This is a genomic window from Cellulomonas sp. NPDC089187 (genome assembly GCF_040685135.1).
GTDB lineage: Bacteria > Actinomycetota > Actinomycetes > Actinomycetales > Cellulomonadaceae > Cellulomonas.
In genome coordinates this window covers 433,925-455,690 of the sequence record NZ_JBFBHI010000002.1, presented here as the reverse complement: position 1 = coordinate 455,690, position 21,766 = coordinate 433,925, and the positions used below count along the sequence as shown (strand labels likewise).

The window sequence follows — 21,766 nt, the reverse complement described above, 5'->3', positions numbered from 1 at the left end:
CACTCACCGCCTCGTCCGCGGGTCGAGGACGCCGTAGAGGATCTCGACCAGGAAGTTCGCCACCAGCACGCTGACCGTGATCATCAGGAACAGCGCCTGCATCAGCGGGAAGTCCTGGTTGGTGACGGCGTTGTAGAGCAGGTAGCCGACGCCCGGGTAGGCGAAGACCTGCTCCACCAGCAGCGAGCCACCGACCACGCCACCCAGGGCCATGCCGAAGCCGGTCAGGTTCGGCAGGATCGCGTTCCGGGCGGCGTAGCGAATCGCCACCGTCCGCCCGCGCAGACCGTTCGCCTCCGCGAAGGTCACGTAGTCCTCGCCCAGGGTGTTGATCATCGTGTTGCGCATCCCGAGGATCCAGCCGCCGAGCGAGGTGATCAGGATCGTGATCGCCGGCAGCGCCGCGTGGTAGAGCGCGTCACCGATGAACTCGAGGGAGAAGTTCGGCACCGCGGTGGCCGAGTAGGCACCGGAGGTCGGGAACCAGCCCGCCACATATCCGGCGAAGAACACGATCAGCAGCGCGGTCCAGAAGTACGGGAAGGCGGACAGGAAGCTGCCGGTCATGGTCGGCAGCGAGTCCATCCAGGTCCCGCGCTTCCACGCCGCACCGATCCCGATCAGGGTGCCGAGCACAAAGGCGATGATCGTGACCAGGCCGACCATGATCAGCGTCCAGGGCAGCGCGTTCGCCACCAGGTCGGAGACCTTCTGCGGGAAGAACGTGTAGGAGACCCCGAAGTCCAGGGTGACCACGTTGTGCAGGTAGCTGACGTACTGGTCCCAGATGTTGCCATCGGGCAGTCCGAGCTGGACCTCGATGGCCCGCTGCACCGCCGGGGACACCGGTCCGTTCTGGGCCAGCTTGGCGATGGCGGCATCCGCCGGGGAACCGGGCATCAGGCGGGGCAGGATGAAGTTCAGCGTCACCGCCGCCCACAGGGTCAGCAGGAGCAGACCGAGTTTGCGCAGGGCATAGCGCACCGGAGCCTCCTTCGGGGTGAGGGGGTCCGCCCGGGCCGGTATCGGCCCGGGCGGAGGCGGATCAGGACGCGACCTTCAGGCTGGTCAGGATGAGCAGCGGGGTCTGGTCCCAGGTCTTGGGCGACGCGTAGGGGTCGTCCGCGCTGGGCCATCCGGTGAAGGACTTAGTCGAGAACAGGCCCCACGAGCCGCCGTAGAACAGCGAGATCATCGGCATCTGCTCGTAGGCGATCTGCTGCAGCTCCTGCGCGATCTCGGTCTGCCGGTCCTCGTCGACGGTGGTCTTCAGCTCCGCCAGCAGTGCATCGGCCTCCGGGGACTGGAACCGTCCGAAGTTGCCGGAGGCGGTGGTGCCGATCTCGGCGTAGAACTGCTCGCCCATCATCCCGCCGAAGTCCTGGTACGGCTGGCCGGAGCCGCCGACGGTGCCCATCACCATGTCGAAGTCACCGGAGCGCATCTGCTGCTGGTACGCGGCGGGCTGGGGCTGGACGACCTCGACGTTGATCCCGATGGCGGACAGCTGGTTCTTCACCTGCTGCACGCCCTGGAGCCAGTCGGACCAACCGTTCGGGGTGGTGATGTTGATGGTCAGCTGCTGACCGTTCGCATCCACCAGCTTGTCGCCGGACTGGGTGTACCCGGCTGCCGCGAAGTGCTCCAGCGCCGCGTCGGTGTCCTGCTCGACGATGCCCTGGTTCGGCAGGTCGGTGTTGAGGATCGCCTCCTGCGAGGGGAGCATCAGACCGCTCTGGCTGGCCTGGTCGACGTAGCCCTGCTCGGCCTTGTCCGCGATGGCCTGCTTGTCCAGCGCGGCGGCGATGCCCTGGCGGAAGTCCAGGTTGTTGTACGGCGCCTTGGTCATGTTCGGGATCAGCGCGATGGTGGCACCGGCCGGGTACCAATAGGTGTTGGCGTCCGGGTTGGCGGCGACCCAGGTGTCCTCCACGTCGCTCATGAACGCGTAGGCCCAGTCGTAGCCGTTGTTGACGATGTCCAGCTCGGAGTTGGCCGCGGGCTGCACCAGCTCGTCGGCGGCGACCTTGTCGGCCTGCCAGTAGTCCTCGTTCTTCACCAGCGTGTACTGGTTCGGGGTGAAGTCGCCGAGGGTGTACGGGCCGGTGCCGATCGGGTCCTCGTTGGTGAAGGTGACCGGGTCGTCGACGTCCGCCCAGATGTGCTCCGGGACGACCATGGTCTGGGCGATGATCACCGCGGCCGGCACGTCCTCGCTGGACAGGTGCACGATCACATCACTGCCCTCGGCCTCGGTGGAGGCGATGTGCTCGCCGATCCCCTTGAGGTCGAGCTGGGGGTTGGCCATCAGCAAGTCGAAGGTGAAGACCACGTCCTCGGCGGTGAAGTCCTCGCCGTCGGACCAGGTCACTCCGTCCCGCAGGTGGAAGACGATGGTGCTGGCGTCCGGCTGCTCGTAGGACTCGGCGAGCCAGGGGGTCTCCTCGCCGGACATCTCGTTCACGATCACCAGCGGCTCGTAGATGTAGCTCGCGGTGTTGCGCTTGCCCGAGGAGTACGGGTTGAAGTTGCGATCGAAGGTCGGGGAGCCGTTGTCCGCAGCGATCAGCATCGAGGTGGTGCCGTCGGCGGCATTCGAGCCACCGGAGGTCTGGACCGGGGCCGCACAGGCCGAGGTCACCAGCACTGCCGCCGTCATCGCCGCACCGACGGCGAGGGACCAGCGCGTCATGGGTTCTTCTCCTCCACGTTGAGGGCGGCCCGTCCGGGCCGTGCGCCGCCGGATTCCCGCGAGCGCTGACGGCGACTGTATGCGCATACATCGACCCGCGCAATGCGGGCGGTTCAGGCGAATCCCGTCACGACTCTAGGTCGACTGAGCGAGCGTCGCCGTGGGAGCGCACCCACATGACCTGCGCAGCAACACCCGCACCGGCAGGTTGATCGTCGCCGGTGGCAGCGCCGGATCGGCCATCCGCAGGCGCAGCCGCTCCACCGCCGCCCGACCCAGCTCCAGCATCGGCTGGCGCACAGTCGTCAGTGTCGGCACCGAGGTCAGACCCGCGTCGATGCCGTCGAATCCGGTCAACGCCACCCGTTCCGGCACCTCGATCCCCGCGGCAGTCAGCTCATCCAAGAACCCCAGCGCCGTCTGGTCGTTCGAGCACACCAGTGCCCGCGGCAGGTCGCCATCCGCCAGCAACTGCCGTGCCAGGCTGCGCGCGGTGTCTCGGGTGAAGTCACCACGCATCGCCGGTGCGGTCGGCACCGTGAGCCCGGCCTCCGCCAGCGCCGCGCAGTACCCCAGGAATCGCTCCGCGTCATCGGGTGCATCCGCCGGCCCGCCGATGAACCGCAGCTCCCGCAGGCCGTGGTCGGCAATCAGGTGCGCCGTCAGCGCCCGCATCCCCGCCGCGTTGTCCACGCTGATGTGGTCGTGGGCGTCATCCTCGGTCCGCGGACCGGCCATCACCACCACCGGGATGCGCCGGGCGATGTGCCTGAGCACGTCATCCGGCACTGTCGCCGACAGCACCGCCAACCCGTCGACCCGTCCGGCTAGATCCGACACCAGCGCCGACGGCTCCGCACCCCGGGCCACCGCAATCATCACCGCCAGGCCGGTGCGCCACGCCTCCAATTCCGCGCCGCGCATCACCTCGCCCATGTACAGATTCCCCGGATGCACCGCAGGCTGCCCGGCGTCCGTGACCACCTCCACCGTCTGCCCGACCCGCACCGGGGCCGGAAGATCCGCCGGGTCGTCGATCCCGTCGACGTCCGGGAAGCACAGGCCCAGCACCCCGGTCTGCCGCGCTGCCAACCCGCGCGCCGCACCCGAGGGCACGTAGCCCAGCTCCTGGATCGCCGCATGCACCAATGCCCGGGTCTCCGCCCGCACCTCATCCGGCCGCCGCAACACCCGCGACACCGTGGCAATGGACGTGCCCGCCCGCTCCGCCACGTCATACACCGTGGGCGTCTTCGCCACCGGTCCTCCCTCGCCGCGCTGACCTCAGCCGCCGAGACTACTGAAACCGACGCATCACAGCCTCCGGCGCGTCGGTTTCCGTCGTCTCAATGCCGACTCGGCGCGGTTCAGGCTTCGGGGTCGTCCTCGTCGAGACAGACCATGGCGAGGAAGAGGTCCACGCGGTCGGCCATGGTGCTCATGTCGCGGTTGGTGAGCTCCTCGATCCGGGCGATCCGGTACCGGAGCGTGTTGGTGTGCAGGTGCAGCTGACGCGCCGTCTCCTGCCAGGCACCGCCCCCGTCCAGGAACGCCCGCAGCGTGCCGACCAGATCCGCGTTGTGCCGCTGGTCATAGCTCAGCAGCGGGGCGAGCACCTCGTGGGCGTAGCCGTGCCGGGTGCTCTCCCCCAGCATCCGCAGCAGCGCCCGGTGCCCCTGCACATGCAGCGCCGTCGACACCAGCACCGGCTCAGTCCCGGTAGCGTTCTGCACCCGCTCCAGCGCCGTCGCCAGCGCGGAGTTCAGCCGACTCACCCCGGAGACCGGGTCACTGATCCCGACCCGCAGCTGCCGCCCTGCCAGCAACGCCCCATGCTCGGCGGCCAACTGGTCCGCCAGCGGGAGCTCCGCCTCATCCGCACCATTGACCAGCAGGAACACCGTGTCCTCGATCGGAGCGCCCATCACCCGGTGCCCGCGGGCCGACAGCGTGCGCTGCACCATGTCCAGCACCGCCGCCACCGGGAACCGCGGGTCGTCGACCCTGGCCACCAGCACGGTCTTCTCGTCCTGCGGGGCCAGGCCCTCCAGTCGCATCCGGGCCGAGATCGCCCCCGGCGACGCCTCCTGATCACGGATGGACCGCACCAGCTCCGCCACCTGCGCATTCCGGGTCTGCCGCCAGCGACTGGTCAGCTCCATCTCCACCCGGAGCGCGCCGACCAGCGCGTCCACCGCTAGGCCCATCTCCTCGGAGAAGCCCCGGTGATCGCCCCAGCAGCCGAAGAACCCGGTGCGGTCGCGCCCGCCGATCCGGGTGATCGTCGCCGGACCGCGCTCGCCCACCACGATCAGCCGTTGCTCATCTTCGCGGCGCAGCATCGTGTTCCACTGCTCGGCCACCTGAGCCCGTTCGGGGGCCTGGCCCGAGGAGGCCAGCATTGACCCGGTCTCGTCGATCACCCAGCAGCCCACCGAGAACTCCGCGCTGAACAGCGCCAGCAGCTCGTTCACCCCGCCACCCCGGGACACGGTGTCCGCCAGGCGGCGGCTGAACTTCATCGAACGTTCGGCCATCCCGCTCGCCGACCCGGGCTGCCGCCCGGCCACCACCTCGGCGATCCGCCGGAAGGACACCCCAGGCTGCACCGTCAACAGGGTCAAGCCCAGTTCCCGGCATCGGGTGATCACCTCATCCGGGATCACCCCGATCTCGATCAGACCGAGCACCACACCGGCCACCTGCTGACGGGCCAACGCCGTCAGGAACGTCTCCGCCCCGTCCTCCCGGTCCAACCACAGGCCACTGGTCAGCACCAGATCCCCGGTGGACAGGAACCGCGACGGGTCCGGCAGGTCCGTGATGTACGCCGCCGTCACCGGGTGATCCAACGCCTGCGACTCAGCCGTCACCAGACTCAGGCCGAGCTCGGGAGTTGCCAGGAGTTCACGGACGTCCAAGGGTCACCACCGTCCGCGAGCGCATCGGACCAGTCTAAGTGGCCGAGATGACCGGGCGGTCGGATCAGCCGGTCGCTCCCGCGATGTTGACCATCCAGGTCACCCCGAACCGGTCGGTGAGCATCCCGAACGCATCGCCCCACGGCGCGACCGTCAGCGGCTCGATCACCGTCGCCCCGTCCGCGAGCCCCTCCCAGTACCCCCGCAGCTCGGCATCCGCGTCACTGTCCCCGCTCAGCGAGACCGAGATCGACCCGCCCGGGGTGTAGTCCATCGAGTTCGGCGTGTCCGCGCCCATCAGCACCAGACCGTTCGACCCGATCAGCTGCGAGTGCATGATCTTGTCCTGCTCAGCCGGGTCCTGGCTCACGCCGAACTCCCCGAAGGTGCTGCGGGTCAGCTCTCCGCCGAACACCGACTGATAGAAGTCCATCGCCTCCCGAGCGTTGTCGCGGAAGCTGAGATACGGGTTCAGACGACTCGGCATGACAGCTCCAGACGACGATGGCGAACTGTGACACCGGTCACTGTGCGGCCGCACCCCAGGCACGTCAAGCCCTCAGACCAGATCCAACCCGGACGCCGCGGCCAGCAGCTCATCGACCACCGCCGCCACCGCCGGACCCGGTTCACGGCGGGTCGCCCGATGCCGTGCCACCAATCGCCGCGACCCCAGCCCCGGCACCGTCGCCACCGTCACCTGCTCCGGCAACTCGCCCTGCAACGCCAGGGCCGGCAGCATCCCGATCCCCTGACCCGCCGCCACCAGCGCCAACGCCACATCGAAGTCGTAGGACACATGCCGCACCGTCAGCGGCCCCAGCGCCCCGGCGATCCGCCCCAGCGCACGCGCCGCTGCCGTCCCCGGCTCCGCACCCAACCAGGTCGCCCCCGCCAGATCGGACAGCTGCGTCGGCATCGCCACCGTCGGCGGCAGCACCACCCGCCAGGGCTCCTCCAACAGCACCACGTCCCGCTGCCCGCGCGGCACATGGCTGTCGCCCTCCTCATCGCGTTCCAACAGCACGATGTCCGCGTCGCCCTCACGCAGCCGCCGCAACGACTCCGCTGGTTCGCGCTCCTCGATCACCAGATCGATGCCCGGATGGTGCTCGGCGATCACCCCCAGCGCCGGTGCGATCACCGCCCGGATCGCGGTCTGGAACCCCGCCACCGTCACCCGACCGGACAGCTCGCCCTCCATCGCCGCCAACGACTTGCGCGCCTCGACCAGCTCCGCCTCGATCCGCTCGGCCGCCTCCGCCAGGACCCGTCCGGCCGCGGTCAACGTCGCCCCACGGGGTCCGCGGTCCAACACCGCGACACCTTCTTCAGCTTCCAGTCGCTGAATCTGCTGTGACACGGCCGAGGGGGTCACATGAAGCAGATCCGCCGCCGCCAGCACCCCACCTGCCCGGTGCACGGCCAGGAGCACAGCAAGTCTTCGCGGGTCCGTTGCCAACGCTTTACCCCTTCAGTTCTGCTACATCCCTGGTCCAACTCTGTTCGATTGTGCTGAAGAGCGCAACGACCCAGACTTGGGGTGTCGCACCGGCGGCACCATCCCCTCGCTCCACGCCACTTCGTCATGCCCGGAGACGCCCATGTCCGCAGTCATCACCGCCCTCGGTTGGGTCGGCGCGGTCACCTGCCTCATCGCCTACGTCTTCGTGTCCCGCGGCACCTGGGCACCCACCTCCGGGCGCTACCAGCTGGCCAACGTGATCAGCGGGCTTTTCATGGGACTGGTGGCCGCATCCTCCGGGGTGTGGCCGTCGGTGGTGACCAATCTGGTGTGGATGGTCGTGGGGGCGCATGCGGTGGCGGTGGTACTGCGGGCGCGGCGGCAGCGGGCGCGGGAGCGGGCTGCGGCGGTGGCCTCGCAGTCGACGGTCGAGCTAGCCGCCACGGGCGATGATGCTGCCACGGCACAGATGCACGCACCGCTGGCGGAGCCCGCCGTGACAAGGGTGGGCCTGGCTGCCTGAAGCAGCGACCTGCTCACCCCCGCACCACAGTGGCACGATAGGGGGCACCCGCGTAGGCGGGAGTCGACCTTTGTGGTTGGACTGCATCATGCGCGATCACGACAGTCACCCGCGTAGGCGGGAGCGATGCCCATGGCAGGAAGCGCGAGGACCGCAACTTGTGGTTGGAATTGATGATGCGGCGAGGGCCGGACCAAAGTCCCACTGCGCGATCGCTAGTGGTCGATAACGTGCACAGACCGACCCGGAAGCCCCGGGCACCGACAGCAGGGAGGCAGTCATGACGACGAACCAGGAAGCCCGCGCCTTCGTGGATCGCCTGGCCAAGGCCATTGCGGACCACCAGGTGGCCGCTGTGGTCATCGAGAGCGAACTGGAACCGGTCACCGGCCCTGGTGCAGTGATCCAGCCACCGACCTACTTGGCGTCGTCCTCGGACCCCGCCTCCAAGTACGCGCGCTTCGAGGGCTTCATGCCACAGGCCGATGACGACGGCTGGTTCCGCCACACCCAGCGGGATGAGCACGGGCGGCCGGTCGCGGTCCCGGCGGTCGTGATCGACTCGCTCGGATCCCAGGCAAACCGCTGCGAGGAGGCACTTTGGGGCGCTCGGGAACTCGTGGGGGGCCTCCCGGGAGTCGAGATCTCCGCCACCCCCGTCACTGTGGAGCAGGTCGAGGACATCCTCCGCAAGAAGAAGCTCCCGACCAGCAGCGCCGCGGACATCCAGCAGCTGGTCGCCACCGCGCAGATCAGCTCGTGGCAGACCTCTCACCGACACGTCGACGCGCACATCCGCTACGCGCAAGAGCCTGGTGCCGATCGGGCGGCATGGGTATCCGAGGGTGGACTGCGTGACCTGATCGCTGGGGCCAACTCCACGCGCGACGCCAGCAGCGCGTTCGGGAACTTCCCTAACAGCCTCCTGTTCGGGTTCTGGCTCTCGTCCGGCACGGTGGAACGCCACCGACAGGCCAGGGTCTATTCGAGCGAGGTCATCGGCTACAACGCCCAGGCCGCCAGAAGCGGCGCGAGCAAGTACGACGACCTCCCGGTGTCGAACAAGGTGGCGCTGGCGGCTTCCGAGGACGGGTTCACCGCGACGCCGAAGGCCTCGGTCGCGAAGAAAGACCGCCCATCGGCTTGGGGATTCGGCATGGTCCCGGGCGAGGTCGAGGTGCACGGCTTCTCCTGCGAGCTCATCCTGCGCCGCGCGTCCGTGTCCTTCGCTGCTCTGCGCGCGATGCGGTACGGCGAACACGGTCAACCGAAGACCCACGCGGCAGGTGTCGTACTGACCTGCCTCGCTCTGCTCGGCCATCACCTCTCCGCTCTCGACTCCCACCTGCGGTCAGGTTGCGAACTGATCACCGTCGAGACCCGACTCGGACTCCGTCGCTTGGGGCACCGCGCTCCGGAAGGTCTCAGCATCTCGATGACCACTGACACGCTGGTGGACGCAGTGCGGGTTGCGCTGGCGGACGCCGCTCAGGTGGGGCTCACCTTCGCGTCGCCGATCCTGGCGACGATGTCAACCTCCGAGGTGCATCAGCTCGTGCTCTCAGCCGCTCAGGCGCTTGCCTCTGGAGCGGAGGGTGCCGAGGAATGATCCGGATCACCGTGACCTGGTGGCAAGGGGTCTACTCGGGATCGGATGGGGACTCCCGACCCGAGTGGCCCCCGAGCCCGTATCGCGTCTTTGCCGCGCTCCTCGCCGGCGCGCACGCAGGCGAGGACGAACAGACCGACCGTGAGCGGACTGCCCTGCGACGCCTGTCCCGGTGCAGCGCCATCCGAATATGGGTGCCCGAGCACCGCTCGGCGGTCCTGCCCGCGCGGTTCGTCCCGTCCACCTCGATGCCCGCGTGGACGACGGGGACAACCGAACCGAAGCTGGACAAGGTGCTGGACAGCTCACTCGTGTTCGCCAACCACGACACCCGGAGCAAGGCGCAGGTCGCCGATATCCGAACGACGTTGGCGGCACCGGATGTTCATCTGGATGTGGAGGAGGAACCCTTTCCCCTGTCCGATGAGGACCTGTCGGCCCTTCGCAACGCTGCCGCACGTGTGCCGTACGTGGGTCGGGCCACGCACATCGCCGACATCACTATCGGGCGAACCGATGGCACGCGTCCCTCACCTGACCACCAGCGTTGGGGCACTCAACGAGCACCGAACGAGCCGCTGCGAGTCTGGGACGACCACACCATCGATCTGCTCGACCAGATGCATGAGGACGTCTTCACCACCCACACCCTTCCTCTGAACCGCGCGAGTGTCGCTCCCCGGGCTCTTCCACCGGCCACGTCACCTGCAGCGCGGGGCGACACCTGGGTCGCGGTCCGCGCGCGTCGTCGCCTATCGCCCACTCGTACTCCAGCCGTCCTGCGGGCGGCGCACCAAGCAATCCACGCAGCATGGCCACACGATGAACCGTCCGCCCTGATTGCTCTGCCTGATGTCGGGCACCAGCGCGCGAGTGGCGCCATCCTCGGCGTCGGCCTGATCGGCGCAAATGAGGAGACCGTCCAGCGCCATGCTGGCGCGCTGGACATTGACGTATTCGACCCTGCCGCCCCTGGACGGACGGTCGCGCTCCAGCAGTGGCGGTGGACACGCCGGTCGGCTGCATGGGCGTCCGCAACCCCGTACGTCGCCCACGCCGATGAGCGAGTGGCCCGCCTTGAGCTTGCCCGCGACCTCGAAGCTCACTACGGCGATGACCTGGAGTTCGAGGCTCAGTTCTCCAGACGTCCGCGCCTGCCCGGTGAGGCGCGGTGGCCGGAACCGCCCGGGGGCAGACAGCAGTGGTGGGTCGCTATCAGCACCCGCTCCCCTGTGCCCGGTCCGCTCGTCCTCGGCGCATGTAGGGACGACGGCTACGGCCTCTTCCTGGGAGGTGCATCATGACGGAGTTCCCCGACTTTGCGGCGTTCTTCTCCGACGTCCACGGATTCGACCCCTATCCCTGGCAACGAGCACTTGCCGACCGCGTGCAGGCAGACCGGCGGTGGCCGGACACGGTCCAGATCCCCACCGGACTCGGGAAGACCGCCTGCATCGACGTCGCGATCTGGGACCTGGCACGTCAGCTCGACGAGCGGGCCCACTTGGGCATGCGACGCACCGCGCCCTTGCGCATCATCCACGTCGTTGATCGGCGCTCCATCATCGACCAGACCGGCGGGCACTTGCAGACCCTGGCTCGGGCGGTGGGCGCTGATCCGCAGCCAGGCAGCCCATCGCATCGTGTGGGACACGCCTTGCGTGGCTCGGCCGATCCCACCTCCTGGTCCGTCAGCTTCGAGACGCAGCATGCTCTCTCACCGGACGGCGATGCCTGGCTGCGCGGCCACCACCCCGCCGTCGTGTCCACCACCCCGCACCAGTTCGTCTCGCGCCTGCTGTTCCGCGGCTTCGGCGTGTCAGCCGGCATGGCGCCGGTGCACGCCGCACTCACCGGTGTCGACCGGCTGGTGCTCTTTGACGAGCCGCACCTGTCCGAAGCCGCAATTCAGACGATCCAGTCGCAGCAGGATCATCAGCAGTCATTCGGGACACCGTTGGGAGACGTCCCGGTCGGTCAGCTTGTCCTTCTGGGCGCGTCGTTGCCCCCTCATCTGCGCGACCTCGGCCAGGCTCACGGGCTCTCGGAGGCGGATCACCACGACCCGCGCGAACGCATCGTGATTCGGGCTCGGCGTGACGTGGAGCTGTGCCCTTCTGTCAACACGGACGCCTCGGTACGAGGAGCGCTCGTGAAGGCCGCGCAGCACTCCACCTCCGACAAAGTCCTCGTCTTCTGCAATACCGTCGCGATGGCGCAGGAGGTCGAGCACCATCTCAACGTCGCTGAACCCGGCTGCGCGATAGTGCTCACCTCGCGGTTCCGTCCGCACGACCGAGCCCGACTCGACGCAGCCCTGTCCGATTGGGCGCAGACGGCGATGCCCAGCCCGCGAATCGTCGTGGCCACCCAGACGCTCGAGGCAGGAATCGATGTCTCAGCCGGTGCGGTCATCACGGAAGCCTGCCCATGGCCTGCCCTGCAACAACGTGTCGGGCGACTGAACCGGCGAGGTGAGTACGGGTCCGCCACCGTCACCGTGGTCACCGGGATCCGACCGGGCACTCAAGCGATCTACGACCGCGAGGCCACCCAGGCGACACTCGATCTGCTGAAGACGCTGCCCGGATTGGATCTGGCCAGCCAACGAGACGTGGACACCGCAGGCACATGGGGACCGCGCACCTTCGCGCCCACCCTGCACGCCGGAATCCTGCCGGTGCTCGCGCATACCCGGCCACGGCCGGTCGCTGACATCGATCCGGTGCCGTTCATCGTGGGGAGGCACTCTGACCAGCCGGCTGCCGATGTTCGCGTGGCATGGCGAACCGTCGTCGATGGCGAGGCACTGACCCTCGCCCATCCGCGGCCCGACGAAATCATCGAGGTACCCGTGTCGGCAGCGCGTTCGCTTGCGCGACACGCCATCACCGGTACCGACTCGGACGCAGACTTCGGCGACGCCTCATTGTCCGCCGACGGATCGAGCAGCGACGGAAGTCCCCTCGGTGACCGTCCCGCACCGTGGTGGTACGACGGGGAACAGTGGAGGCCGGTCACGCATCTTCGAGAAATCTCGCCCGACAGCGTGGTGGTCTTTCCCGTGAATTACGGCGGCTACTCCGACACTCGCGGGTGGGATCCGCACAGTCGACAGCCCGTCACGGATCTCGCTGGGCTGGGACTCGAGTCTGGTGCTCCGTTCTTCCTGTCCCGAGACAGCGTCCCCGCCCTCAAGCCCACAGCCGATCCCGCGGACCTCCGTGGCGTGCTGCGCGCACTCGATCTGATCGACCTGGAGATCGCCGACGAGCCCGGTGCCGTACCGGACCTCGACGAGCTGGGCACCGAGGTGGCAGCGCTGCTCGGACTCGATCCGGCAATGATCGAGATTGACAGCGCAAGCGGTGACGCCTACGTCGTCCGCGTCGCCCACACCACCGGGTCCCCTCGCTCCGCCGGTGCACCCGTGTCTCTGGTGGCTCACAGCCGCGACGTGGCCCAGCACGCGCGTCGCACCGCCGAGGCCGTAGGTCTTCCGCCGCACCTGCATATGGCGGTGGAACAGGCCGCATACCACCACGACGACGGTAAGAGCTGGCCAGCCTTCCAGCGGTTTCTCCATTCGACCGTGCGGCAGCCCGCGGGGCAGGAACTCCTCGCCAAGTCCGGTGCGGAGGACCTGTCGTGGACCGAACTCCGGCAAGCCCAATTGCGCGCAGGTGTGCCCCCGTACTGGCGGCACGAGGCGAGATCAGCCCAACGGCTCATCACCGAGTGCAACGCCGACGACCTCGTCGTTCATCTCGTTGCCTCACATCACGGGTGGTCCCGGCCACTGATCCCTCCGGTCGTCGATCCGGCAGACCCCGGTGTTGATGCCAACCAGGTCGACGGCAGCCCGGAGAGGTTCGACACGCTGAATCGACGCTTCGGGCCCTGGGGGCTGGCGTTCCTCGAGTCCATCGTGAGACTCGCTGACCATGCAGCGTCCGCAGCACCGACTCTTGACGCCTCCGAGCCGGCGAGCGCACTTCCCACCAACGACCATGATGACGCGACACCGCCCGCACGGGCCGACAGCGCCTTGACAGGGTTGCCGCTCGATACGCCCCTGGCATGGTGGGCGGCTTTCGGGACTCTCGTCGCTGCCCACAGGCTCGACGCCGAGTCCACGCTGCGATGGGAGTGGCGCTCAGGTGTGCGGATTCCGGTCGTGCGCTCGGCCGCCTCACTCGGCAGCATCGCCCACGAGCTGGCCCAGGTCACGGACTACCTCGCAGATGCGAGTGCACTAGTGCCGTCGCTGAGGCGCAAGAATCAGAAAATTCCCATGTGCGAGGCCACGCGCGCCCTCGCACAGCTCGATCTGACCCGACCTGGGCATCGAATCGTCGCCGCCGTGGTGTCGGATTCGATCATCGATGCCATCGACAAAAAGAAGGACGGGCCGGCGCAGGAGCTAGCGATCCACCGTTCACTGTTCATCCCCAATAACTCCAACGGATTCGCTAGCGCCTTGAGTGCACTAGACGCGTGGCGAAACGAGTCACCAGCTGACGCTCTGTTCAGCCTGCTGACCAATCGCCACGACCCGCGGCAGTACGGCGGCACGCAAATCCATGGATTGGCGGAAAATCAGGTCAACCAAGCGATGCGCGATGGTCTCAGCGATGATCAAAAGGTCGCGGTCAGGAGTCTCGCGCTGCTGCCGGTCGCCTACGGAATGCAGTCGCTGACCGCCGGAGCCCACTCGATCCTTGGCATCGACGGTCGGGATATGAGCCTTCCGGTCATCTCGAAACCGACCACCCTCCCGCACTTGATCGCACTCCTACGGACGGTCCCTCGGATCGAGTCACGACCGTGGAACCTGGACGGTGTTGAGGAACTCACTACCTACCACCGCACGACCACGAGCTACTTCTCGACCTATGCACACCGCAGGGGGACCAGCTATGCATGACAGCTTTGACACCATCCTCACCACCTCAGACGCCGTCGCCGCGACGATGCTGAATGACCGGCGAGCCGGCCACCGCATGACGATGTCGCTCTGGGGAAACATCGAGCTGCCCGCGCATCAGGGCGCGCGGTCTCGTGTCGGTTGTCTCTGGTCCGTCCTGGCAGTCGACCCAGTACAAGGCACTGGCACCGTTCTGGTTCGCTCCACTGTGGCCCCGGAGAACCATGCGACGTGGGCGGCATCCCAGACCACCTCCCCCACACAGTGCCCGGAGCCGGGCGAGACGGTTCGATTCCACGCTCATATCGCAGCCATGTACACACCTCGCTCCGACGTTCCACTCGAATGGCGCGCGCAACTCAAAGAAGGTGCCAACGGCACGCCCCGAGCCCCCGGGCAAGGCCTGAGCTACCGAAGCCGTCAAGTGCCCGTACCCATCGAGCGCCTTGACGCCTGGGCAGCCGCGAGGCTCCAACGGCTGGGCATCGACGCTGAGGTGGCGGCGAGCCCGCGGAGCCCAGTCGATCTCAAGGGAACACGGACACACACCGCCCACATCGACGCCACCGCGACCGAGGTGGACGGGCGGGTCTCGGAGCTGCTGCGCACCGGGTTGGGGAAGGGTCGCGCGTACGGGCTGGGGGCCGTGGTCTGGGGGTAGGCCGGGGCAGAAGTGAAGGCAGATCGGGGTTTGGCCGGGTAAAGTCGCAGGTCAGGAAGTGTCGTTCCCGCGTACGCGGGGGTGGACCGGAGGCCCTGGCCGAGTTCGACCAGGCGATGGCGTCGTTCCCGCGTACGCGGGGGTGGACCTCGTCAGCGCGTCTGGCAACCCGTCTTCCTTCTGTCGTTCCCGCGTACGCGGGGGTGGACCCTCGATCGTCCGCGCGACGATCTGCTGAGCCAGGTCGTTCCCGCGTACGCGGGGGTGGACCTCACCGATCAGCGCCTGGCCGGGCTCGATGGCCGTCGTTCCCGCGTACGCGGGGGTGGACCCAGAGCCGTATCTGGACGCGACGCGACCTACAGCGTCGTTCCCGCGTACGCGGGGGTGGACCGTAGTTGTTCGTCCGGACCGTCTGCCCGTCCACGTCGTTCCCGCGTACGCGGGGGTGGACCCAGCTCACCACCCTGCGCGAGCGCCCGGTCCACGTCGTTCCCGCGTACGCGGGGGTGGACCTCGGCCGACCCCACGTCATGAGCAGCCGGGCCTGTCGTTCCCGCGTACGCGGGGGTGGACCCCTGCCCGGCCTTGGCGGATTCCTCGGCAGTCAGTCGTTCCCGCGTACGCGGGGGTGGACCGGCATCGCAGACTGGACCAGCGAGGCCGCTGATGTCGTTCCCGCGTACGCGGGGGTGGACCGCGGCGGCGGAGCATGTCAATGGTGCGGACCGGGTCGTTCCCGCGTACGCGGGGGTGGACCCGCCGACAGCGGGGTGCCCGGCTCAGGGTCGTCGTCGTTCCCGCGTACGCGGGGGTGGACCGGTCCTGCGCGCCACCCGCCGCCGCCCCACCTTGTCGTTCCCGCGTACGCGGGGGTGGACCGACGCTGGCCAAGCAGGTCGACCGGGTCGGTCCGTCGTTCCCGCGTACGCGGGGGTGGACCGCCGTCAAACTCGTCCTGCGAGTTGATCGTGACGTCGTTCCCGCGTACGCGGGGGTGGACCCACCGTCTACCGGGACGTGTTCGCCGCCGCGGTGTCGTTCCCGCGTACGCGGGGGTGGACCTGGATCGCCGTAGGTGGACGGGTTCTTGGCAGGCGTCGTTCCCGCGTACGCGGGGGTGGACCGACACCGCCTCGCTCCTGCGGTCCGTCGCCGACGTCGTTCCCGCGTACGCGGGGGTGGACCCATCGCCTATTTCGGCGGGGCGAACGGCGGTGGGTCGTTCCCGCGTACGCGGGGGTGGACCGGCGACTTCCCGCACTTTTGCGGCCCCACGATCGTCGTTCCCGCGTACGCGGGGGTGGACCCAGATCGCGGGTGTCGATCAAGCACCCATCGAGGTCGTTCCCGCGTACGCGGGGGTGGACCCATCGCGCCCTCACGTGGGCGGTAGGGGCCGGTGTCGTTCCCGCGTACGCGGGGGTGGACCCAACGGCCCGGAGGCATTGAGGGACGTCTGGGTGTCGTTCCCGCGTACGCGGGGGTGGACCCCCCGGCGACGCCCGCCACATTGCCGTCAGCATGTCGTTCCCGCGTACGCGGGGGTGGACCGGTTCTGGGCGACCTGTCAGATGCAACGCCCGGGTCGTTCCCGCGTACGCGGGGGTGGACCGATGCAGCTAGCTCAGTTCGAGATGGAGTACCTGTCGTTCCCGCGTACGCGGGGGTGGACCCGTATACGCCGAACCGCGAGACTGAATGTGCCCGTCGTCCCCGCGTACGCGGGGGTGGACCCCAGAAGATCGGGTCGGCGCACACCGGTGCCCCGGTCGTTCCCGCGTACGCGGGGGTGGACCGTGACGGTTCGAGATCGGGGTTTCGGTAGAACCGTCGTTCCCGCGTATGCGGGGGTGGACCGGTCATCTTCCATTCGGGTGTGACAGGGCTGAGGCCGTTCCCGCGTAGGTGGGGTAAACCCGCTGGCAGATAAAGTCGACGCAGGCGCTGTCGCTGTCCCGCGCGAAGCAACGTCGCAGACAGGGAACCCGGGAGGCCTAAAGGTCCACCAACACCAGCGACACCCGCGCGTTCCCGTCGAGCACCAGTCCCTCCGCCTCGCGCACCTTCCGCTTGATCGGCAGCCAGTACCCCGAGTCCCCCGGGAAGATCGACGTCCGCCAGGTTGTCCCGCCGATCGTCGCCTCCACCCGCACCGACCCGAAGCCGTGCGTGTACCCGGCGGTGCGGTCCAGGATCTCGTCCGACAGCTCCTCCGGCACGGTCACGAAGGTCCACAGACCCGGCCGGGCGTCCCAGCGCCAGAGCACTGCCTCAAAGTCCACGCGCATGCGGCCATGCTCCCGCACGGGTCCGACAGTGACCTACCGGCGCCGTCGACCGGAGAGCATCACGTGCAGCAGCGGCAGCACCGACAGCGCCATCAGCCCGGTCCCCAGACCGTCCGGTCGGAGTAGCGCCCCGGCGATCAGCAGCCCGGCGAACAGCACCGCCGACACCACTCGACCCACGGCACGCTCCACCGCCTGCAACCGGCGCTCGGTCCCCGGTGAGGCCACCGACAGTCGCCCGTGTTCCGCATCGGCCAGCAGCCGGTCGATCCGGCCCGGCAGTGCCGCCACCATCCCAGCGGTGGACACCAGCTGTCGGCCGAGATCCTGCACGCGACGACTGCCCTGGGACCGCACCAGCGACGCCGCGTAGGGCTCGACGGCCTGCCACATGTTGAAGGTCGGGTTGAGCGCACTGCACACCCCGGAGACCAAGGAGATCGCCCGGACGATCAGCAGGAAGTTCTCCGGCAGCTGCACCGGCAGCCCGCGCAGCGTGTCCCCGAACTCGTCGGCGAAATCCGCCATCTCCCGACGGTCCACCGCGGCCAGCTCGGAGACACCCATCCCACCGAACCGATCGAAGAGCTGAGCCATCGCCTGTTCCAGGCCCGCGGTATCCGCGCTCGGCAGCAGCACCCCGACCCGCTGGATCCCGGCCACCATCCCCCGGGCATCCCGACCGACAACCGCGATGATCACATCGCGCAGCCCCGCGCGGAGCGCCTCGGGGATCTCCCCCATCATCCCGAAGTCGACGAAGGTCAGCGTCCAGCCGTCACCGGTCGGCGTCACGAAGATGTTCCCCGGGTGCGGATCGGCGTGGAAGAACCCATGCCCGAACAACTGCTCGAAGGTCACCCGCGCCAGCGTGTCCGCCACCTCATCGGGGTCGATCCCGGCCGCGCGCAGGGCGTCAACATCAGTGATCTTGATCGCGCTGACGTCCTCCAAGGCCAACACCCGGCCGCGCGTGCGCTCCCAAGCCACCCGTGGCGTGGCAACCCGGTCGTCACCCGCGAAGTCCTCTGCGAACCGCTCGGCATTCGCCGCCTCGTGCAGGTAGTCGATCTCCTGCAAGCTCGTCGTGGCGAACTCCTCGACCAGCGCAGGCGCGTCCACCCGCGAGGACACGAACCGGACCCGGCTGAGCCACCCGGCGATCCGGCGCAGCGCGGCCAGGTCGACCCGGACGATGGTCTCGATGCCCGGACGCTGCACCTTGACCACCACATCCGCGAACCCCGCGTCAGCCGCCAACGACTCGGACAGCCGCGCCCGGTGCGCCTGGCCGAGTGACGCCGCCGCCACCGGCACCGGGTCGAAGGACACGAAGGCCTCGTCCAATCGCATGCCAAGCTCCGGCTCCGCCACCGCCCGGATGCCCTGGATGGGCACCGCCGGGACCTCGTCTTGCAACCCGTCTAGCTCCGCGGTGATCTCCGGCGGCAACACGTCCAGCCGGGTCGACAGGAACTGGCCGACCTTGATCATCAGCCCGCCGAGCTCCAGGGCCAGCCCGTGGAACCGCCGCGCGAACCGCCGCAGCCGCTCGGTCCGTCCCCGATCCGACAGCGCCGACAGCCCGAACCGTGGCAGCACCAGCTCGAACCACCACGCCACCACCATGAACCGCGCGGCGAACCACACGATCCGGCGATACCGCGCGCGCTCGCGTCCCCCCGACAGCTCCGCCACCCGTCAGCCTTCGGCGAGGATCGTGTAGATCTTCCGGCGGGCGTCGTTCACCACCTGCACCGCCTGGTCGATCTGCTCCGGCGTCGCATCGTGCCCGAACTGCGCCAACGCCTGCGCCAGCTTCATCCCCGCCTTCGGGAGCGCCGTGACCCGCGGATCACCAGCGGCCGCCGACGACGCCGACTCCCACGGCAGCCCCTCCACCGCCTCAGCCGCCTGCACCCCGGCCTCGGTCAGCGCATAGGTCTTCTTCTCCCCCACCGCCTCGACCCGGACCAGCCCCTCATCCGCAAGCAGCTGCAACGTGGGATACACCGACCCCGGGCTCGGCCGCCAGGTCCCGCCACTGCGCTTCTCGATCTCACTGATCAGCTGATACCCGTGCATCGGCTCCTCGGCGAGCAGCGCGAGGATCGCCGCGCGCACGTCACCGCGTGGGCGACGCTGCGGGCTCGGACGCTGCTCGAACAGCTCCCGAGCACCCTCGGCCATCTCGCGGAGCCCTGCTCCGATGCGGTCAGTCGTGAACGATCCATGCATGTCGGCCACCTCCGTCAGCGATAGGTACCGATATATCGTCCAACAGTCGACCGCGCAGCGCAAGCACGACAACGCCCCGGCCCGCACAAGGCGGACCGGGGCGCGATCACGAGTGGAGGTGGCGGGAATCGAACCCGCGTCCGATGACGTGGAACCAGGGCTTCTCCGGGCGCAGTCCGCTGCTGCTTTTCTCGGCCCCCACCCTCACACGGACAAGTGGTGGACAGGCCCAGTCATCTGAAAGTCCCCGCAGCCCCGATGACGAAGGCTACGAGCAGTGGCTCCCTAGATGACGCCAGGATCTGAGTCGGAAGCTAGCTCAGGCTGACGGACTTCGAGGCTCGCTCAGGCGGCGAGGGCGAAGTCGGTGCGCTTGGAATCGGCACCTATAGGTTTGCATGGAGCGTTGACGAGATGACCATGCATCCTCGGCCCGCTTCCCCTGGATCGACGATCACCGTCGAAACCGATCACCCCCTGTGAAGTTGTCAACCACCGCGCGAACGCGGCACCGACCAGTCTACTGGTCCAACCGCAGTGCCCGCACCGTGATTCCCGTGGACGGCACCGGGCTGCGCCGCGCACCCTGACGGCATGCACCTGCGCCCCGCGACCGCCGAGGACTGCCCGCTGCTGGCCACGCTGATCCTGGCGGCGGTGAACTGGACCGGTGAGCCACGGGTGACGGAGCTGGACGCGCATCTGGCGCGGTACGTCGACGGGTTCGGTACGGCCCCGGGCGATGCGGGGGTGGTGGCGCTGGACGCGGACGGTCCGCTGGGTGCGGCGTGGCTGCGACTGGTGCCGGGCGGGTGGGGGTACGTGGCCGACAAGGTGCCGGAGCTGAGCATGGCGGTGCTGCCGGGTGCGCGCGGGCGCGGCGTGGGGACGGCGTTGTTGGCTGCGGTGCTGGAGGGGCCGGAGCGGGTGAGCCTGTCGGTCGAGGACGGGAACGACCGGGCGCGTGGGATGTACGAGCGGGCGGGGTTCGTGGTGGTGGGCCGGGTCGGCGGATCGGACACGATGCTGCGGGTGCGGGCGGATGCGGTGGGCGGGACGATGTCGACGCCGTCGTCGTGACAGCGCGCGGCATTGCCGGCAGGAGGACCGATGGACGCCGACCCGACCGACGGGCGCGATGAGACCGTCGATGAGCGGATGGACCGGAACTGGAACGAGTTGCTCCAGGAGCTCCGGGTCGCCCAGACCGGGGTGCAGATCCTGACCGGGTTCCTGTTGACGGTGCCGTTCCAGTCCCGGTTCACCGAGCTGGATGACTATCAACGGACGGTGTACCTGGTTCTGGTGGTGCTGGCGATCACCGCGACCGGTCTGATCGTGGCACCGGTGTCGCTGCATCGGGTGTTGTTCCGTCGGCACCGCAAGGCGTCGTTGGTGGCGCGGGCTGACCGGTTGGCGCAGATCGGGTTGGCGGCGTTGGCCTTGGTGCTCACGGGCTCAGCGTCACTGCTTTTCGACATCGTCGTGGGTCGCACTGCGGGGATTGTTGCCGGGTCAGCGGTGCTGGTGTTGCTGACCGCGGTGTGGGTGGTGCTGCCGGTGCGGTTGGCGCGTTCGGCCCGTTAGTTCTCGCTGGCGAGCAGGCGCGCGACCTGCCGGGCGGCACCGCGCGCACTGATCTGGGGCTCGTCGACCAGCCCGCCGTAGAGCACCGCATTGTCAAGCACGGCGGCGGCGGCCGCAGCGACTTCTCTGGCACCGTCCGGGCCGCGGAGCTCGGCGACCCGGCGGGTCAAACGGTCCAGGTTCCTGCGGTAGCGCTCGACGATGGCTGACCCACCTTCGGGATGCCGCATGGCATACAGGTAGACCTCGACGACCAGGAGAGTGCGCGAGTCCTGACGCAAGGCGAGGACTTCTGCCACGAGCGCGTCCTCGTCGACACCCTGCTCGGTGAACCAGGGGAACACCGGGTTGTCGTCTTCGCAGTCGAGCTCAGCAACTAAAGCATGCAACATCTCCTCTTTGGAGCCGAAGTGCGCGTAGACCGCGCCCTTGGTGTAGCCGGCTTGAGCGGCAATCTCCCCCACCGAGGCACCCTCGTAGCCGCGCTCGGCGAACGCACTGGCGGCCGCAGCCAGCAGCTCCGCTCGGGTCTGCTCAACCCTCTCGGCGCGCCGACCTCGGGAGCGTCGAGCTCGGGCGGTTCCGCTCAGTCGGTCGGAGGCGGAGGTCAAACCCTGCGAGGCCTCCCTCAGCGACGCAGCGATCGACTCGGTGACCTGCGGACCAACGGAGTGCACCTCGTCACCGAGCGCACGGGTGAGTGCGGCGGTGGCGTCAGCGAGGGCGCGGGCGGCCGCGCCGATGGACTCCTGGGAACGCTGCGGCTCGGACATGGGCCACAGCGTAACCCTCACGTACCGACCCGAACGGATTTGAGTACCGAACGGTATCTGATACGTTCCGGTTCGTACC

At 68.6% G+C, this 21,766-nt stretch carries 17 protein-coding genes, 1 other RNA gene and 1 CRISPR repeat array; of the genes, 7 read left to right on the top strand and 11 right to left on the bottom strand.

Annotated elements, in window-relative coordinates; all coding sequences use genetic code 11:
* Positions 1-3 precede the first annotated feature (3 nt).
* The 6 genes from AB0N78_RS06360 to AB0N78_RS06335 form a co-directional block, all read right to left on the bottom strand.
* Positions 4-984, bottom strand: coding sequence for an ABC transporter permease (locus AB0N78_RS06360; protein ID WP_363387215.1), 981 nt, complete (start codon positions 982-984; stop codon positions 4-6).
* Between the two features lie 61 nt (positions 985-1,045).
* On the bottom strand, positions 1,046-2,692 hold the full coding sequence (locus AB0N78_RS06355) for an ABC transporter substrate-binding protein (RefSeq protein WP_363387212.1): 1,647 nt from the start codon (positions 2,690-2,692) through the stop codon (positions 1,046-1,048).
* Positions 2,693-2,827: 135 nt separating this feature from the next.
* Positions 2,828-3,952: a LacI family DNA-binding transcriptional regulator gene (locus tag AB0N78_RS06350; protein ID WP_363387209.1), complete on the bottom strand. Its 1,125-nt coding sequence runs from the start codon at positions 3,950-3,952 to the stop codon at positions 2,828-2,830.
* A gap of 107 nt (positions 3,953-4,059) precedes the next feature.
* The gene (locus tag AB0N78_RS06345) at positions 4,060-5,613 is read right to left on the bottom strand and encodes a PucR family transcriptional regulator ligand-binding domain-containing protein (RefSeq protein WP_363387206.1); all 1,554 of its coding nucleotides are present in this window, start codon (positions 5,611-5,613) and stop codon (positions 4,060-4,062) included.
* Positions 5,614-5,677: 64 nt separating this feature from the next.
* Positions 5,678-6,100, bottom strand: a complete 423-nt coding sequence (locus AB0N78_RS06340) for a VOC family protein (RefSeq protein ID WP_363387203.1) — start codon at positions 6,098-6,100, stop codon at positions 5,678-5,680.
* Between the two features lie 72 nt (positions 6,101-6,172).
* The gene (locus AB0N78_RS06335) at positions 6,173-7,048 is read right to left on the bottom strand and encodes a LysR family transcriptional regulator (protein WP_363387201.1); all 876 of its coding nucleotides are present in this window, start codon (positions 7,046-7,048) and stop codon (positions 6,173-6,175) included.
* A gap of 169 nt (positions 7,049-7,217) precedes the next feature.
* Here AB0N78_RS06335 and AB0N78_RS06330 point away from each other — a divergent pair, with 169 nt between their 5' ends.
* From AB0N78_RS06330 to AB0N78_RS06310, 5 genes are all read left to right on the top strand, one after another.
* Positions 7,218-7,601, top strand: a complete 384-nt coding sequence (locus AB0N78_RS06330; RefSeq protein WP_363387199.1) for a hypothetical protein — start codon at positions 7,218-7,220, stop codon at positions 7,599-7,601.
* Positions 7,602-7,881: 280 nt separating this feature from the next.
* Complete coding sequence (locus tag AB0N78_RS06325) at positions 7,882-9,210, top strand: type I-U CRISPR-associated protein Cas7 (RefSeq protein WP_363387196.1); 1,329 nt, start codon at positions 7,882-7,884, stop codon at positions 9,208-9,210.
* Positions 9,207-10,514 carry a type I-U CRISPR-associated protein Csb2 gene (csb2, locus tag AB0N78_RS06320; protein ID WP_363387194.1) on the top strand — a complete coding sequence of 436 codons (1,308 nt, stop codon included), beginning with the start codon at positions 9,207-9,209 and terminating at the stop codon, positions 10,512-10,514. The genes AB0N78_RS06325 and csb2 overlap by 4 nt, the downstream gene beginning before the upstream one ends.
* Positions 10,511-14,137: a helicase-related protein gene (locus AB0N78_RS06315; protein ID WP_363387191.1), complete on the top strand. Its 3,627-nt coding sequence runs from the start codon at positions 10,511-10,513 to the stop codon at positions 14,135-14,137. Before csb2 ends, AB0N78_RS06315 begins: the two co-directional genes overlap by 4 nt.
* Entirely contained in the window at positions 14,106-14,798 is a 693-nt protein-coding gene (locus AB0N78_RS06310) for a type I-E CRISPR-associated protein Cas6/Cse3/CasE (protein ID WP_363387188.1), read from the top strand. Before AB0N78_RS06315 ends, AB0N78_RS06310 begins: the two co-directional genes overlap by 32 nt.
* A 60-nt stretch (positions 14,799-14,858) precedes the next feature.
* Positions 14,859-16,719: a CRISPR direct-repeat array (repeat unit 28 nt; unit sequence GTCGTTCCCGCGTACGCGGGGGTGGACC).
* A 76-nt stretch (positions 16,720-16,795) separates the two neighbouring features.
* Here AB0N78_RS06310 and AB0N78_RS06305 read toward each other — a convergent pair.
* From AB0N78_RS06305 to ssrA, 4 genes are all read right to left on the bottom strand, one after another.
* Positions 16,796-17,089, bottom strand: coding sequence for a DUF1905 domain-containing protein (locus AB0N78_RS06305; RefSeq protein WP_363387186.1), 294 nt, complete (start codon positions 17,087-17,089; stop codon positions 16,796-16,798).
* A 33-nt stretch (positions 17,090-17,122) separates the two neighbouring features.
* Positions 17,123-18,787, bottom strand: coding sequence for an AarF/UbiB family protein (locus AB0N78_RS06300; RefSeq protein ID WP_363387183.1), 1,665 nt, complete (start codon positions 18,785-18,787; stop codon positions 17,123-17,125).
* Between the two features lie 3 nt (positions 18,788-18,790).
* The gene (locus AB0N78_RS06295) at positions 18,791-19,327 is read right to left on the bottom strand and encodes a PadR family transcriptional regulator (protein ID WP_363387181.1); all 537 of its coding nucleotides are present in this window, start codon (positions 19,325-19,327) and stop codon (positions 18,791-18,793) included.
* 110 nt (positions 19,328-19,437) lie between these two features.
* Positions 19,438-19,805, bottom strand: a transfer-messenger RNA (tmRNA) gene (gene ssrA, locus AB0N78_RS06290).
* Between the two features lie 116 nt (positions 19,806-19,921).
* Between ssrA and AB0N78_RS06285 the strand changes: the two genes are divergently transcribed.
* Together AB0N78_RS06285 and AB0N78_RS06280 are read left to right on the top strand one after the other, a co-directional pair.
* A complete protein-coding gene (locus AB0N78_RS06285; RefSeq protein ID WP_363387178.1) occupies positions 19,922-20,407 on the top strand; it encodes a GNAT family N-acetyltransferase in 486 nt (161 codons plus the stop codon).
* A gap of 30 nt (positions 20,408-20,437) precedes the next feature.
* Positions 20,438-20,914 carry a DUF6328 family protein gene (locus AB0N78_RS06280; protein WP_363387175.1) on the top strand — a complete coding sequence of 159 codons (477 nt, stop codon included), beginning with the start codon at positions 20,438-20,440 and terminating at the stop codon, positions 20,912-20,914.
* Here the strand turns inward: AB0N78_RS06280 and AB0N78_RS06275 are convergent.
* Positions 20,911-21,687 carry a helix-turn-helix domain-containing protein gene (locus tag AB0N78_RS06275; protein WP_363387173.1) on the bottom strand — a complete coding sequence of 259 codons (777 nt, stop codon included), beginning with the start codon at positions 21,685-21,687 and terminating at the stop codon, positions 20,911-20,913. The two genes, AB0N78_RS06280 and AB0N78_RS06275, sit on opposite strands and share 4 nt — an antisense overlap.
* Between the last annotated feature and the right edge of the window lie 79 nt (positions 21,688-21,766).